The sequence below is a fragment of the Ferrigenium straubiae genome (assembly GCF_051257895.1).
Classification (GTDB): Bacteria; Pseudomonadota; Gammaproteobacteria; order Burkholderiales; family Gallionellaceae; genus Gallionella; species Gallionella straubiae.
Genome location: NZ_CP194331.1, coordinates 373395 through 388537, shown reverse-complemented (window position 1 = coordinate 388537; position 15143 = coordinate 373395). Strand labels below are relative to the sequence as shown.

Annotated in this window: 16 protein-coding genes; all 16 read right to left on the bottom strand. The window is 60.3% G+C overall.

Annotated elements, in window-relative coordinates; all coding sequences use genetic code 11:
- Window positions 1-140 precede the first annotated feature (140 nt).
- A complete protein-coding gene (locus tag ACRRNM_RS01850; RefSeq protein ID WP_435626551.1) occupies window positions 141-596 on the bottom strand; it encodes a DUF4149 domain-containing protein in 456 nt (151 codons plus the stop codon).
- Between the two features lie 56 nt (window positions 597-652).
- Window positions 653-1222, bottom strand: coding sequence for a ribonuclease HII (gene rnhB, locus ACRRNM_RS01845; RefSeq protein WP_435626550.1), 570 nt, complete (start codon window positions 1220-1222; stop codon window positions 653-655).
- Entirely contained in the window at window positions 1219-2370 is a 1152-nt protein-coding gene (lpxB, locus tag ACRRNM_RS01840; protein ID WP_435626549.1) for a lipid-A-disaccharide synthase, read from the bottom strand. The genes rnhB and lpxB overlap by 4 nt, the downstream gene beginning before the upstream one ends.
- A 38-nt stretch (window positions 2371-2408) precedes the next feature.
- Entirely contained in the window at window positions 2409-3179 is a 771-nt protein-coding gene (lpxA, locus tag ACRRNM_RS01835) for an acyl-ACP--UDP-N-acetylglucosamine O-acyltransferase (RefSeq protein ID WP_435626548.1), read from the bottom strand.
- A 22-nt stretch (window positions 3180-3201) separates the two neighbouring features.
- Window positions 3202-3678: a 3-hydroxyacyl-ACP dehydratase FabZ gene (gene fabZ, locus ACRRNM_RS01830; protein ID WP_435626547.1), complete on the bottom strand. Its 477-nt coding sequence runs from the start codon at window positions 3676-3678 to the stop codon at window positions 3202-3204.
- Window positions 3679-3691: 13 nt separating this feature from the next.
- Window positions 3692-4738 (bottom strand): UDP-3-O-(3-hydroxymyristoyl)glucosamine N-acyltransferase, encoded by a 1047-nt coding sequence (gene lpxD / locus ACRRNM_RS01825; protein WP_435628623.1) that lies wholly within the window; start codon window positions 4736-4738, stop codon window positions 3692-3694.
- A gap of 17 nt (window positions 4739-4755) precedes the next feature.
- Window positions 4756-5280, bottom strand: coding sequence for an OmpH family outer membrane protein (locus tag ACRRNM_RS01820; protein WP_435626546.1), 525 nt, complete (start codon window positions 5278-5280; stop codon window positions 4756-4758).
- 93 nt (window positions 5281-5373) lie between these two features.
- Window positions 5374-7647 (bottom strand): outer membrane protein assembly factor BamA, encoded by a 2274-nt coding sequence (gene bamA, locus ACRRNM_RS01815; RefSeq protein ID WP_435626545.1) that lies wholly within the window; start codon window positions 7645-7647, stop codon window positions 5374-5376.
- Between the two features lie 3 nt (window positions 7648-7650).
- The gene (gene rseP / locus ACRRNM_RS01810) at window positions 7651-9030 is read right to left on the bottom strand and encodes an RIP metalloprotease RseP (protein ID WP_435626544.1); all 1380 of its coding nucleotides are present in this window, start codon (window positions 9028-9030) and stop codon (window positions 7651-7653) included.
- Entirely contained in the window at window positions 9027-10202 is a 1176-nt protein-coding gene (gene ispC / locus ACRRNM_RS01805; RefSeq protein WP_435626543.1) for a 1-deoxy-D-xylulose-5-phosphate reductoisomerase, read from the bottom strand. Before ispC ends, rseP begins: the two co-directional genes overlap by 4 nt.
- A gap of 155 nt (window positions 10203-10357) precedes the next feature.
- Complete coding sequence (locus tag ACRRNM_RS01800) at window positions 10358-11188, bottom strand: phosphatidate cytidylyltransferase (protein ID WP_435626542.1); 831 nt, start codon at window positions 11186-11188, stop codon at window positions 10358-10360.
- Window positions 11181-11951 (bottom strand): isoprenyl transferase, encoded by a 771-nt coding sequence (locus tag ACRRNM_RS01795; RefSeq protein WP_435626541.1) that lies wholly within the window; start codon window positions 11949-11951, stop codon window positions 11181-11183. The genes ACRRNM_RS01800 and ACRRNM_RS01795 overlap by 8 nt, the downstream gene beginning before the upstream one ends.
- A gap of 90 nt (window positions 11952-12041) precedes the next feature.
- On the bottom strand, window positions 12042-12563 hold the full coding sequence (frr, locus tag ACRRNM_RS01790) for a ribosome recycling factor (RefSeq protein WP_435626540.1): 522 nt from the start codon (window positions 12561-12563) through the stop codon (window positions 12042-12044).
- A 50-nt stretch (window positions 12564-12613) separates the two neighbouring features.
- Entirely contained in the window at window positions 12614-13330 is a 717-nt protein-coding gene (gene pyrH / locus ACRRNM_RS01785) for a UMP kinase (protein WP_435626539.1), read from the bottom strand.
- A gap of 5 nt (window positions 13331-13335) precedes the next feature.
- Window positions 13336-14235: a translation elongation factor Ts gene (tsf, locus tag ACRRNM_RS01780; protein ID WP_435628622.1), complete on the bottom strand. Its 900-nt coding sequence runs from the start codon at window positions 14233-14235 to the stop codon at window positions 13336-13338.
- 89 nt (window positions 14236-14324) lie between these two features.
- Window positions 14325-15056, bottom strand: coding sequence for a 30S ribosomal protein S2 (gene rpsB / locus ACRRNM_RS01775; RefSeq protein ID WP_435626538.1), 732 nt, complete (start codon window positions 15054-15056; stop codon window positions 14325-14327).
- Window positions 15057-15143: the final 87 nt, after the last annotated feature.

Here is a 15143-nt window from a genome sequence, read left to right as displayed (position 1 = left end):
AGCGCTTAACGGAAAGTTTTATCGGATGCCGGAATGGCCTCTCCCGCAGGCCAATTAGATACCCGCATCTGCTGCAAGTTAATTAGGGTAACTAGGTAGAATCGCCGGGGAAAACGGGTAGAAGGCCTGGGGGAATGGCCTCAGCCGCGCGCCATGCCGACCGCCACCACGCAGATGGTCAGCAGCCCCAGCGCCAGGTTCAGCGCGACCAGCCGGCGGATTCTGGCCAGGACCTCTCCCGCTTCCTTCCAGCGCTGCTTGGCGACATGCAGGCTGAACGGCACGTAGCAAGCGAAGAACATATAACCGAAGATCGCCATCATCGCCAGCCCCAGGGCCAGCATGATGTGGACGTGGCGCGCCGAGTGGCCGTAGCCGCCGTAGAGGTACATCAGGTAGAAGCCCGTGACCAGGATCGCGCCGCTCGCGCCCCATACCCAGTTGAAGAAACGGCGGAACACCGCCTCCAGCAGCCTGAGGCGCTGCGGCTGATCGAGCACTTCCGCGGCGGCGGGGCGCAGCACCATATGCGCGAAGAACATGCCGCCCACCCAGATCAGGACGGCGAGCAAATGGATGAGCTTGAACAGGGTCATCGATATCAGCCGATTATTGGTTAAGCGGTACGATACCTCAAAAGCGTCCCGCCCTCCTACAGAAGCTCGCGCACCGGCCTGAAACTCTTGCGGTGCACCGCCGACACGCCGTGTTCGCGCAAGGCGGCGAGGTGCGCGGCGGTGGGGTAGCCCTTGTGCTCGGCGAAGCCGTAATGCGGATACTGCTCGTGCAGTCGCAGCATCAGTTCGTCGCGCGCGGTCTTCGCCAGGATGGACGCGGCGGAGATCGCCGCAACCTTGCCGTCGCCCTTGACGATGGCTTGGCTGAGAATGCCGGTCTGCGGGCAATACAGGCCATCCACCAGCACCTGCTGCGGCGCTACCTGCAGCGCCAGCACGGCGCGGCGCATCGCGAGCAGCGTGGCCTGCAGGATGTTGAGGCTGTCGATCTCCTCCACTTCGGCATAAGCCACCGCCCAAGCCAAGGCGCGTTCGCGGATGACGGGAGCGAGCAGATCGCGCTGCTTCTCGGAGAGTTTCTTGGAATCGGCCAGGCCCGCGATGGGGTTCGCGTCGTCGAGGATCACCGCCGCCGCGCTCACCGGCCCGGCCAGCGGGCCGCGCCCGGCTTCATCGACACCGCAGATGAGGATCGCGCCGCTCATGCAGGAAGGTAAGGCAGGATGGCCGCCGCGGCCTTCTGCGCGGTGTTCTGGCGCAGCGTCTGGTGCAGCGCGCGGAACGTTTCTTCGAGCTGCACAACGGCATCCTTGTCGTTGACCAAGTTGAGCAGCGCCTGCGCGAGATTCTCCGGCGTGGCGTCTTCCTGGATCAGTTCCGGCACCACGAAGCGTTCACTCAGGATATTGGGCAGGCCGAAGTACGGCTGGTAGCGTTTGCGCTTGATCATCCACCAGGAGAATGCCGGCATCCGGTAGGTGATGACCATCGGCCGCTTGAGCAGCGCGCACTCCAGCGTGGCCGTGCCGGAGGCGACCAGCACGCCGTCGGCGACGATCATCGCATCCTGCGCGTGACCGAACAGCAGCGTCATCGGCAGTTGCTGCGCATCGCAATCGTAGAGCGCCTGGTCGAAGATACCGCGCGTTTCGCGGCTGACCAGCGGCACGAGGAAGCGCGCATCGGGTACCTGCTGCAGGATCAGCTTGGCGGTCTCGATGTAGGTGCGCGCGAGATGCTTCACTTCGCTCTGGCGGCTGCCGGGCAGGAAAGCGAACACCCTGGCTTGCAGCGGAATGCGCATCGTTTCGCGCATTTCGGTGCGCCTGGGTTGATCCGGCAGCATGTCGGCCAGAGGATGCCCGACGTAATCGACTGGCACGCCGACCTCCCGGTAAATCTTCGGCTCATGCGGAAACAGCGCGAGCATGTGCGACACGGCACGCTTGATCTTGTGGACGCGCTCGCCGCGCCACGCCCAGATCGACGGGCTGACGTAGTGGATGGTGGGGATTCCTGCGTTCTTGAGCGTAAGCTCCAGGTCGAGGTTGAAATCCGGCGCATCCACCGCGATGAACAGGTCCGGACGGTTGGCCAGGAAATGATTTTTCAGCTTGCGGCGGATGCCGACGATCTCGAAGTAATGGCGCAACACTTCGACGTAGCCACGCACTGCGAGTTTTTCCATCGGGAACAGCACCTCCATTCCAGCGGATTGCATCTTCGGGCCGCCGATGCCGACAAATTGCACATCGGGGCGCGCTTCCTTCAGCGCCGCCATCAGGTGGCTGCCGAGCATGTCGCCAGAGGCCTCGCCCGCGACGATGCCGATTATGATTTTTTTCTGCTGCATGAAGAAACCCTTGATTGACCAGTTAGGGAGCAACCGGATCAGCGCACGATGCCGCGCTCCGATTTGGCAATGAACTCCGCCAGCGGCTGCAACTCGGCGTGCTCCGCCGCTTGCGACTCGATCGCGGCCTTCGCCTCGGCCAGGCTCAGGCCGGACTTGTACAGCGCCTTGTAGGCACGCTTGATCGCCATGATGGACGCGCTGGAGAAACCGCGCCGCTTCAGTCCTTCGGCGTTGATGCCGTGCGGCGCGCAGGGATTACCGGAAGCCAGCACGTAGGGAGGCACATCCTGCAGCAGGATCGTGCCCATGCCGGTGATGATGTGCGCGCCGATTTTGACGAACTGGTGCACCACGGTGAAGCCGCCGAGGATCGCGTAATCACCGACCTCGACGTGTCCGGCCAGTTGCGCGTTATTGGCGAAAATGGTGTGGTTGCCGACCTGGCAGTCATGCGCCAGATGCACATAAGCCATGATCCAGTTGTGGTTGCCGACGCGCGTCACGCCGACGTCCTGCGCGGTGCCGAGATTGAAGGTGCAGAACTCGCGGATCGTGTTGTGGTCGCCGATTTCCAGGCGCGTCGGCTCATTGGCGTACTTCTTGTCCTGCGGAATTTCGCCCAGCGAGCAGAACTGGAAGATGTGATTGTGCTTGCCGATGCGCGTATGGCCGTTGATCACCACATGCGGGCCGATCACCGTGCCCGCACCGATCTCGACATGCTCGCCGATGATGGAATACGCGCCTACCTCGACGTCGTCGGCAAGTTTCGCGTTGGGGTGGACTATGGCGGTCTGGTGAATCATGAATACCTCTGAAAATACAAAATCACGGCACCGACTTCATGGTGCACATCAGTTCCGCCTCGGCGGCAAGCTGGCCGTCCACCTCGGCGGTAGCGGAAAACTTGAACACGCCGCGCATGCTGCGCGTCAGCGCCACCTTGATGATCAACTGGTCGCCGGGGCCGACCGGGCGCTTGAAGCGCGCGCCGTCGATGCCGGCGAAGTAGTACACCGACTTGTCGTCCGGCTTGCTGCCCATCGACTTGAACGACAGCAAGGCGGCGACCTGCGCCATCGCCTCGATGATCAGCACGCCGGGCATCACCGGATGGTGCGGATAATGGCCGGGGAAGAACGGCTCGTTGATGGTGACGTTCTTCAGCGCGACGATGTCCTTGCCAGGCTCGATCGACAGCACGCGATCCACCAGCAGGAAGGGATAGCGGTGCGGGAGATGTTCGAGGATGGCGTGGATGTCCATCGGGTGCCCGGCCAAAAGTTTTTCGGATTGTGTGCTCATGAATCTTTCCTTTTTAATGATGCCCGTTTTGCTGTTTCAATTTCAGAGACTCAATCTCTTGTTCCAGTGCCTTGATGCGCTTCGCCAGATCGTCGAGGTGCCGCAGATGCACCGCATTCCTGCGCCAGTCATCGGTCCTGGCAAATGGAAAAATGGCCGCGTAGGAACCGGCTTCGCGGATGGATTTCCCGACCAGCGTGTGCGCGGCGATCTCGACGTGGTCGGCCAGTTGCAAATGCCCCAGGATGCGCGCGCCGCCGCCGATCAGGCAATAGCGCCCGATTACCGCGCTGCCGGCGATTCCGGCACATCCGGCAATCGCTGTATGCGCGCCGATGCGCACGTTGTGCGCGACCTGGATCTGGTTGTCCAGCTTCACGCCGTCCTCGATCACCGTATCATCCAGCGCGCCGCGGTCTATGGTGGTGTTCGCGCCGATCTCAACATTGTTGCCGATCACCACGCGGCCGATCTGCGGAATCTTGATCCAGCGGCCTTCGTCCATCGCGATGCCGAAACCGTCCGAGCCGATCACCGCGCCGGAGTGCGCGATCAGGTTATCGCCGATCACGCAGTCGTGGTAGACCACCACGCCCGGATACAGCCGGGCATGGCTGCCGATGACAGTATTCACGCCAATACAGCAGCCCTCGCCGATTATCGAATGCGCGCCTATCGTCGCACCCGCGCCGATCACCGCCATCGCGGCGATGCTGGCCGTCGGGTCGATCTGCGCGCTCTCACCGACGACCGCATCGGGATGCACGCCAGGCCTGGCTTCAGGCAAAGGATTGAGCAAGGCCGAGACCTTGGCGAAATAGGCGTAGGGATTATCCGAAACGATGCGCGGTAGGCTGGTCGCCTCCGCATCCGCCTCGCCGAGGATTACCGCGCCGGCCTTGGTGCCGGCAAGCTGCATGCGGTATTTGCTGTTGGTGAGAAAGCTGATCTGGTCAGGCCGCGCCCTCTCCAGCGTGGCAATCTGGGAAATGCGCACATCGCCCCCCCCCAGCACGCGCCCGCCGAGTTGCGCCGCAATATCGGCCAACCGATAGGAAATAGCCATCCGCCCGCCGCTTACTTACTTTCCTTGCCGCCGTCTGCCTTCTCGACGGCGAGATGCTTGATTACCTTGTCGGTGATGTCTATTCTGGGGTTGCGATATACCGCTTCCTGCAGGACCAGGTCGAAATTTTCTGCCTCGGCAATCGCCTGAATCGCCTTGTTGGCCTGCTCCAGCACGACGGCCAATTCTTCGTTCTTGCGCAGGTTCAGATCCTCGCGGAATTCGCGCTGCATGCGCTGCAGGTTCACGTTCATGGCGGTCAATTCGCGCTCCTTGTTGCGGTGATCGGCATCCGTGAGCTTGCCGCCATCCTTCTCCAGCAGGGCTTGCAGTTCCTTCGCCTGTTTCATCAGCTTCTTGATTTCCTGGTCGCGCCCCGAAAATTCCTTCTCAATCTTTTTTTCCGCCTTCACCGCCGGCGCGGATTCGCGCAACACGCGCTCGGTATCCACGACACCCACCCTGAAATCAGCGGCCTGCGCTGCTCCCACACCCAGCAATACCGCCAGCATGCAAGCTTTCATCATCATCTTCATCGCTCACTCCTTATGCATCATAATCAGCGGTTTCATCATAAGCAGAGGCTTACCAGCGTTCTTTACCGGCTTAGCCAATACTTAGTAGTTCTATCAGAACATCGAGCCCAGGTTAAACTGGAACTTCTGCAATTTATCCTCCGGCTGCTTGTTGAGCGGCACAGCATAACTGAATTTGATCGGCCCTACCGGAGACAGCCAGGTAAATGCCGCCCCAGTAGAATAGCGCATTCCGGCGCTGCCTGGCAGGTCACCGGGGCCATAGACTGCACCCGCATCGACAAATCCGCTCAGACGCACCGATTTTTCCTTGACTCCCGGAATCGGCATCAACAACTCCGCATTGCCGACCACGCGCTTCGTGCCGCCCAACGATTGATTGTTGAAATCGCGCGGCCCGAGCGAGTAGGAATCATATCCACGCACCGATCCGGTACCGCCGGCATAAAAATTCTTGAAGAAGGGCATCGGTTTGCCACCGTAGCCTCCCGCGATGCCCGCTTCGCCGTTCAGCAGCAGCGTAATATCGCTGCTCACCGGAAAATACTTTTGATGCTGGTAATTCAGCTTGTAGTAGCGCATATCGAATACCGGCAGGGCAATTTCCGCGAAAGCATGCTGCACAGTGCCTTCGGTAGTATAGATCGCGCTATCGCGACTGTCGCGCCCCCATCCTATCGTGCCGATGAGGTTGGTATTCGATGAGCCAAAATCAGTCACATATTTTGCAAGCCTAGCCGTACTCAACGTAGTCAGGGAGAGATTTGTTTGCTCAATAGCCAGACCATAACTGATCGACTCATCCTCGCCTATCGGCACACCGAAGCGCACCCCGCCACCGAGGGTGCGCGAAGAATATTCGCTGACTGCCGTGCTGCTCGAATCGGTAGTGCGCCTGTATACATCGAAGCCGCGGCTCACGCCGTCGTCAGTGAAATAGGGATTGGTGTACGAGAGCGAATAAACCTGGTTGACCTTGCTGGTGTTGATTTGCGTCGAGATATGGTTGCCGCTGCCGAACAGGTTGGCCTGCGTCACACCGGCTGACAGCGTTACACCTTCGCCATTCGAGTAACCCGCCCCCACCGAAAAGTTGCCCGTGGATTTCTCCTTCACCGAAACATCCACATCCATCTGGTCGTTGGTGCCCTGCACCGGAGGGGTCTCCACGTTGACCTCCTCGAAGAAGTTCAGCTTGTCCACGCGCTGTTTGGACTTCTTGATCTTCTCCATGTCGAACCACGCACCTTCGACCTGGCGGAATTCGCGGCGGAGTACCTCATCGCGCGTCTTGTCATTGCCGGCGATATTGATGCGGCGTATGTACACGCGCTGCCCGGGATCGATCGCGAAAGTGAACGCCACCTGGTGCTTTTCCTTGTCCAGTTCAGGCACCGCATTCACGTTGGCGAAGGCATAGCCATCCTGCCCCAGCCGTTCGCTGATCTTCTTGCTGGTTTCAGTCAATGCCTTGCGCGAAAAGGTATCGCCCGTTTTTACCTGAACAAGTTTTTCAACTTCCTCCTTTGCGATCAGAGTATTGCCGGCTATTCCCGTCCTGGAGACGGTGTATTTTTCGCCTTCGGTGATGTTGATGGTGATGTAGATGTCCTTCTTGTCCGGCGTGATCGAAACCTGCGTGGAGTCAATGCTGAACTCCAGATAGCCATTATCCATATAGAACGAGCGGATGGCTTCCATGTCGGCCGATAGTTTCTGTTTGGAATACTGGTCTCTGTTGTTGAACCAGCTCAGCCAGTCCGGCGTGCTGAGCTTCATTAAATCCAGCAAATCCTCTTCCTGGTAGGCACGGTTCCCGACCAGGTTGATCTGCCTGATCTTGGAGACTTCCCCTTCCACCACGTTGAACACGATGCCGACGCGGTTGCGCTCCAGATCGGTGACGGTCGTCGACACGCTCACGCCGTATTTGCCGCGCGCCACATACTGGCGCTTCAACTCCTGGACCGCCTTGTCCAGTGCGCCCTTGTCGAAAATGCGCGCCTCGGCCAGCCCGGCATATTTCATGTTGTCCTTGAGCTGGTCCTTGGGAAAGTCCTTAATGCCGTTGAGTTCGATGCTGGCAATCGAGGGGCGCTCGCGCACCAGCACGATCAACACGCCCTGCTCGACTTCCAGGCGCACATCCTTGAAGAAGCCGGTGGCATACAGCGCGCGGATCGCCGCGGCGGCCTGCTGGTCGTCCATGGTATCGCCGACCTTGACCGGCAGGTAGCTGAACACCGTGCCGGCTTCGGTACGCTGTACACCCTCGACGCGGATATCCTTGACTGTGAACGGTTCGATTGCCCAAGCGGAGGACATGCAGAGCAGGGAAATCAACCCTGCCAGTTTTCTTAATTTCATTTTCTAACCTGCGATAAGGCGATAAATATCGTTATAAATGGCAAAGACCATCAGCATGCCGAGCAGCGCGATACCGATTTTCTGACCGATTTCCCAAGCCCCTTCGGAAACCGGCCCCCCCTTAATCAATTCGGCGACATAATACAGCAAGTGCCCCCCATCCAATAAGGGGATAGGCAGCAAATTCAGCACCCCGAGGCTTATGCTGATCAAGGCCAGAAAACCGAGGTAGGCCGCCATGCCCATTTCTGCTGACTGGCCGGCATAGTCGGCGATGGTGATCGGGCCGCTAATGTTCTTCATCGACACCTCGCCCAGCACCATCTTGCCCATCATTTTCAGGTTGATGATGGTAGTTTCCCATGTCTTGCGCAGGGACCGTTCGAATGCCTCCAACGGGCCGTAGCTTACCTCGGTGAGCAGCGCCTGCCATGCCGCCTTATCCACCTGCGGCGCCGCGCCGATTTTGCCCACCATCTTGCCGGATTCGGCAACGGCCTGGGGCACCACCGTTATGCCCATGATTTTTTCGCCGCGCCCAATTTCGAACTGTACTGTCTTGCCGGGATACATGCGCACCACTTCCACCACCTCGTTCCAGCGCCGCATCGCAACGCCATTGGCCTGCAGGATATGATCCCCCTCCTGCAGGCCGGCGCGTTGTGCCACGCTGTTTTCTGCAACCTTGCCGATAACCGGCAGGATGGGCGGCCGGTAGGGGTGCAGCCCGAGCTTGTCGAGAAACTCGCCGTCCAGGTCCTTCGCTTCCAGGCTGCTGATATCCAGCAGGTGAAACATCCTTGCGCCACTGGCATCCTGCGCCTCGATTCTCACTTCGCCGTTCTGTGCCGCCTGCCCCGGGTCCTGCCGAAGGGTCAGCTCCAGCAGCATCCAGCGCAACTCCTCCCAGTTCGGAATTGCCTTGCCGTTGATGCCGAGGATGGTTTCACCCTCATGCAACTGCGCGATGGCAGCCGGAGAACCCGGTGGCACCTCGCCCACCATCGGCTTCAGTCCCGGCACGCCATAAACGAACATCGCCCAGTACAGCACGATGGCCAGCAGGATATTCGACAGCGGGCCGGCGGCGACGATCGCCATGCGCCGCAATACCGGCTGACGGTTGAACGCATAGGGCAGGTCTTCCGGGGCGACTTCGCCCTCGCGCTCGTCCACCATCTTGACGTAACCGCCCAGTGGAATCGCGGAGATCACCCACTCGGTATCGCGGCCCGCGAAACGCCTGCTGTAAATCACCTTGCCGAAGCCGACCGAGAAGCGCAGCACCTTCACCCCGCAGCGGCGCGCCACCCAGAAATGCCCGAACTCGTGGAACACCACCAACAGCGCGATCGCACCGACGAACGCGAACAGGGTAATCATGCTGTCCCGATTTGCCGTTGCGCGGCCCGGCGCGCTTCGGCATCCGCGCCCAGCACGTCGTCGATGCTGCCGACGTTGCCGGCCGGCAGCGCGTCCAGCACTGCCTCGATGACACGCGGGATAGCCAGGAAGGAAATCCGCTTATCGAGGAAGGCTGCCACCGCCACCTCGTTCGCGGCATTCAGCATCGCCGGGGCGGTGCCGCCCACTCGCAATGCCTGATAGGCCAATGCCAGGCAGGGGAAACGTCCGAAGTCGGGTGCCTCGAAATTCATCGTCGCGACCTTGAACAGGTCGAGCGGCGCCACACCGGAATCGATGCGCTCCGGCCAGGCGAGGCCATATGCGATCGGCGTGCGCATGTCCGGATTGCCGAGTTGCGCCAGCACCGAACCGTCCACATATTCGACCAGCGAATGAACCACGCTCTGCGGATGCACCACCACCTGGATGTCGTCGGCACCTGCGTTGAACAGCCAGTGCGCCTCGATGACCTCCAGCCCCTTGTTCATCATGCTTGCCGAATCGACCGAAATCTTCTTGCCCATGCTCCAGTTCGGATGCGCGCATGCCTGCTCCGGCGTGACATGCTGCAAATCGTTGAGCGGCGTGTTGCGGAACGGCCCGCCGGAAGCGGTGAGCAGGATGCGGCGCACGCCGTTGCGCGCCAGGTTGCCGTCATAGCCGCCCGGCAGCGCCTGGAAGATCGCGTTGTGCTCGCTGTCAATGGGCAACAGCGCCGAGCCGCTGGCGCGCACCGCATCCATGAACACGTTGCCCGCCATCACAAGCGTTTCCTTGTTCGCCAGCAGGATTTTCTTGCCGGCATGCGCCGCTGCCAGCGTCGGGCGCAAGCCTGCCGCACCGACGATCGCCGCCATCACCGTGTCGGTTTCCGGCAACACGCAGACCTGCTCCAGTGCCGCTGTGCCGCTCAACACCTCGATAGCCAGCCCCGCTTCGCGCACACGCTCGCGCAACCCTGTGGCGGCATCCTCATCCAGCATGACCGCATAGCGCGGTTTGAACTGCACGCATTGCCGGAACAACAAGTCGGCCTGACAGTTGGCAGTCAGCGCAACGACCCGGAATCGATCCGGATGGCGCGCTACCACGTCCAGTGTGCTGGTGCCGATGCTGCCGGTGGAACCAAGAATGACCAGATTTTGCATTATCGAAATAGTGAAAAGTGAAACCCTCTAAGCGACCTAAAATTGCTGTGGAGGGATGGATGCAAGGCGCACGGAACGCAGCAACCGGAATGTACATAAAGTACATGAGGATTGCGAGTACCGCGCAACGCCGCAGACGCCCTTCACAGCAATTTTTAGCCCAGTTTCTGCAACAGCATCGCCATCGCGGCAAGCGGCAGCGTCGAGGTCAGTGCATCGATACGGTCCAGCAAGCCGCCGTGCCCCGGCAGCAACGCGCCGCTGTCCTTGACGCCTGCCTGGCGCTTGACTGCCGATTCGAACAAATCGCCGATCACCGCGAGCCCCGTCCACCACCAGGCGGCCAGCAGCAGGATCGGCTGCACTTCGCGATGCTCAAAATAGGGGCTGAAGCCCCATACCAGCACCACATAGGCCGATACGCCCAGCAACGCACCCGCCACGCCTTCCCAGGTCTTGCCGGGGCTGATGCTGGGCGCAAGTTTGTTTTTGCCGAATCTGCGTCCGGTAAAATAGGCCGCGATGTCCGCCACCCACACCAAGCCCATCACGAACAGCAAAATCCAGGGACTCGGAACCGTTTCACGCAAGTCCAGCATCGCCCAACCGGTCGGAACCAGCACCGCCCATCCGGTCAGCGCCATGAGCAGCGGTTGTCTGACTTTCCAGCCTGCCATCAGCCAGGCCGGCACGATGATCAGCCACAGCAGGGCCGCTACGGCATAGATTGTGAGGTGGAGATAAAGCCGTTGCGCTTCGGCAGCGCCGGCATCCACCCACAACAGCCCCAGCATCAGCAGCAGGGTCAGTCCCCAGTAGACTTTTGCCTGCCTGCCGCTCAAGCCGGACAGGCGCGACCACTCGACGATTCCCTGCATGACCATCGCCACGATCAGCACCGCCCATGCGAATGGCGGCAGCGCGAACAACGCCCCCAGCAGCAATGCCAGCAAAATGACGGCGGTGATCACGCGGGATTTAAGCATCCGCTTTTCCCTGCCAGCCCTGCAACTGTTCGCTGGTGCGGCCAAAACGCCGCTCGCGCTTCCGGTACGAGGCGATTGCCGCCTCCAGCTCATTGCGCCCGAACGCCGGCCACAACACATCGGTGAAGTACAGCTCGGCATAAGCCAGCTGCCAGAGCATAAAATTGCTGATGCGTTGCTCGCCGCCGGTGCGGATGAACAGGTCCGGCTCGGGCGCGTCGCTCATCGAGAGATAGGGAGACATATCCTCTTCCGTGAAACCTTGCGCGAGTTGCGGATGTTCCCTGAGCATGGCCTGCACCGCCTGCATCATGTCCCAGCGCCCACCGTAATTGGCGGCGATGGTCAGGGTCAGGCCGTTGTTGTTGGCGGTGAGTTGCTCGGCATGCTGCATGGCCTGTTTGAGTTTGTCGTCGAAGCGGCTGCGGTCGCCGATGATTTTCAGGCGGATGTTGTTTTCGTGCAGATTGGCGACCTCACGCTCCAGCATCTTCAGAAACAGCGACATCAAGAAGGAAACCTCGTCGGCGGGACGCCGCCAGTTTTCACTGCTGAACGCGAACACTGTCAGGTACTCCACGCCCAGTTCGCGGCAGGTGCGCACCACCTCGCGCAGCGCTTCCACACCGCGCTGATGCCCCATCACGCGCGGCAAAAAACGCTGTTTGGCCCAGCGCCCGTTGCCGTCCATGATGATGGCGATATGGCGCGGGACGGCAGGGACGTCGGGGATGATGCGGGTGGAACTCTGGAATAGCGCCATTTTAGGATGGAAGATCGAGGATTGAGGATAGGGACTGAAGATTCGAGGCGTGGCGTCTGGTTTCCCTCAATCCTCGATCCTCAATCCTTATCAGATCGCCATCAGGTCGGTTTCCTTGACTGCCAGCGCCTTGTCGATTTCGGCGACGTAGCGGTCGGTCAGTTTCTGTATATCGTCCTGCATGCGGCGCTCTTCGTCTTCGGCAATTTCTTTCTTCTTGAGCGCATCCTTGAGGTGGTTGTTGGCATCGCGGCGGATGTTACGCACCGCGATCTTGGTATTCTCGCCTTCGGACTTGATCACCTTGATCAGGTCGCGGCGACGTTCTTCGGTCAGCATCGGCATCGGCACGCGGATCAGTTCGCCCTGGCTCGCCGGATTCAAGCCGAGATCGGAGTCGCGGATCGCGCGCTCCACCGGGCCAACCATGTTCTTTTCCCAAGGCTGCACGCCGATGGTACGAGCATCGACCAGCGTGACGTTGGCGATCTGGTTGATCGGCGTCGGATTGCCGTAGTAATCGACCATCACGTGATCCAGCAAACCGGTATGCGCGCGCCCGGTGCGCACCTTGCCCAGATCCGCCTTCAGTGCCTCCAGCGACTTCTGCATTTTCTGTTCAGTCGTTTTTCTGATCTCTGCAATCACAGCTGCCTCCTGAATTAATCGACGCGCACGAGCGTCCCTTCACCCTCGCCCATCACCACGCGCTTCAATGCGCCTGCCTTGAAGATGCTGAATACGATGATCGGCAGCTTCTGGTCGCGGCACAGCGTCAGCGCCGTCGCATCCATCACCTTGAGATTCTTGCCGATTGCCTCGTCGAAACTCAGGCTCCGGTAACGTACCGCATCGGGTTCTTTCTTGGGGTCGGCGGTATAGATGCCGTCCACCTTGGTGGCCTTGATCACCACGTCGGCGGACATTTCCACACCGCGCAACGCGGCGGCGGTATCGGTGGTAAAGAACGGGCTGCCGATACCGGCCGCGAAAATCACCACCTTGCCGTCTTCCAGATAGCGCAGCGCCTTGCCGCGGATGAACGGTTCGGCGACCTGCTCCAGGCTCAGCGCAGACTGCACGCGGCAATCCAGCCCGGCGCGCTTCATCGCGTCCTGCAGCGCCATCGCGTTCATCACCGTGGCCAGCATGCCCATGTAATCGGCTGTCGCGCGATCCATCCCCGCGGCGGCCGGAGCCACGCCGCGGAAGATGTTGCCGCCGCCGATCACAATCGCCACTTCCACGCCCAGCCCGGCCACTTCCGCAATCTCGGCCACGATGCGCTCGATCACCTCGCGGTTGATGCCGTAGCTGTCGTCGCCCATCAGGGCTTCGCCGGACAACTTGAGGAGAATGCGTTTATAGGCCGGCTTCATGGCGCTTAACTCTTGGCGGCAGCCGCTGCGGCGGCCACTTCAGCCGCGTAGTCCTCGACCTTCTTCTCGATGCCCTCGCCGACCACGAACATCTGGAACGCGGTCACCGATGCGCCCTTGCCTTTCAGCAATTGCTCAATGGTCTGCTTGCCATCTTCCGCCTTGACGAACACCTGGCCCAGCAGCGTCACTTCCTTTAGGAATTTCTGCACCGTGCCCTCGGCGATCTTCTCCAGCATCGCTTCCGGCTTGCCGGATTCCTTGGCCTTCTCGATGGCGATGCGGCGTTCCGTGGCGATATCCTCCGGGTTCACACCGGAAGCGTCGATCGACTTCGGCTTGCTCGCCGCGATGTGCATACAGAGGTCGCGCCCCAGCGCTTCGTCGCCGCCGGTGAAATTCAGCAGCACGCCGATCTTGCTGCCGTGCAGGTAGCTGGACAGCTTGCCGGTGGTGGTCGCATAACGCTCGAAGCGGCGTACGGTAATGTTCTCGCCGAGCTTCATCACCAGCGCCTTGCGGGTCTCTTCCACACTACCGGAGCCGTTGGCGATCGCCATGCCGGACAAGGCCTCGATATCGGCAGGATTATTCTTCGCCACCGTCTCGGCGACGTTCTTCGCGAATGCCTTGAAGTCGTCGTTCTTGGCTACGAAGTCGGTTTCGCAGTTCACTTCTGCCACGGAGCCGGTCTTGCCGTCCGCCGCGATGAAGGTGCTGACCATGCCTTCGGCAGTCACGCGCGATGCGGCCTTGCTCGCCTTCGCACCGCTCTTGATACGCAATTGCTCTTCCGCAACCTTGAAATCGCCGTTGGATTCAACCAGTGCCTTTTTGCATTCCATCATGCCGAGGCCGGTCGCCTCGCGCAGTTCCTTGACCATGCCTGCAGTAATTTCCGCCATCATCAAACTCCATAAAAAAAACTTATAAAAAAAGGGGCTTGCGCCCCTTTATGCGCCTGATTGAAACCCGGGGCGCGCCTTGTTGAAACTCAGGCGGCTTGTTCTTCGGTTCCGGCAACCTGCTCGACCAGTTCGTTCAGGGCTTGCGCACGGCCTTCCAGCACCGCGTCGGCGATGCCGCGCGCGTACAGGCGGATCGCCTGCGTCGAGTCGTCGTTGCCGGGAATGACGTAGTCCACGCCGAGCGGGGAGTTATTGGTATCGACGATGCCGATCACCGGGATGCCAAGCTTCTGTGCTTCGACGATGGCACCCTTCTGGTAGCCCACGTCGATCACGAACAGAGCTGCCGGCAGGCCGTTCATGTCCTTGATGCCGCCCAGGCTGCGGTTCAATTTTTCCAGTTCGCGCTTCATCATCAGCGCTTCTTTCTTGGATAGCTTCTCGGATGCGCCATCGGCCGTCATCGCCTCCAGTTCGCGCAGGCGCTTGATGGATTGCTGCACGGTCTTGTGGTTGGTCAGCATGCCGCCCAGCCAGCGATAGTTGACGAACGGCGAATCCGCACGCACCGCCTCTTCCTGGATGATGTCGCGCGCCTGGCGCTTGGTCGCCACAAACAGGATGGTGCCCTTCTTCGCCGACAGCTTGCGCACGAAGTTTTCCGCCTCGGCGAACATCGTGACGGTTTTTTCCAGGTTGATGATATGGATCTTGTTGCGATGACCGAAGATGTACGGTGCCATCTTGGGATTCCAGAAACGGGTTTGATGGCCGAAATGAACACCGGCCTCCAGCATTTGACGCATAGTTACAGCCATGATTACTCCAATCGTAAGGGTTATAAACTACCACTCGCCAGCCTGACCCATATGGGCACCCCAACTTGCGCGAGCGGGAAATTTGCT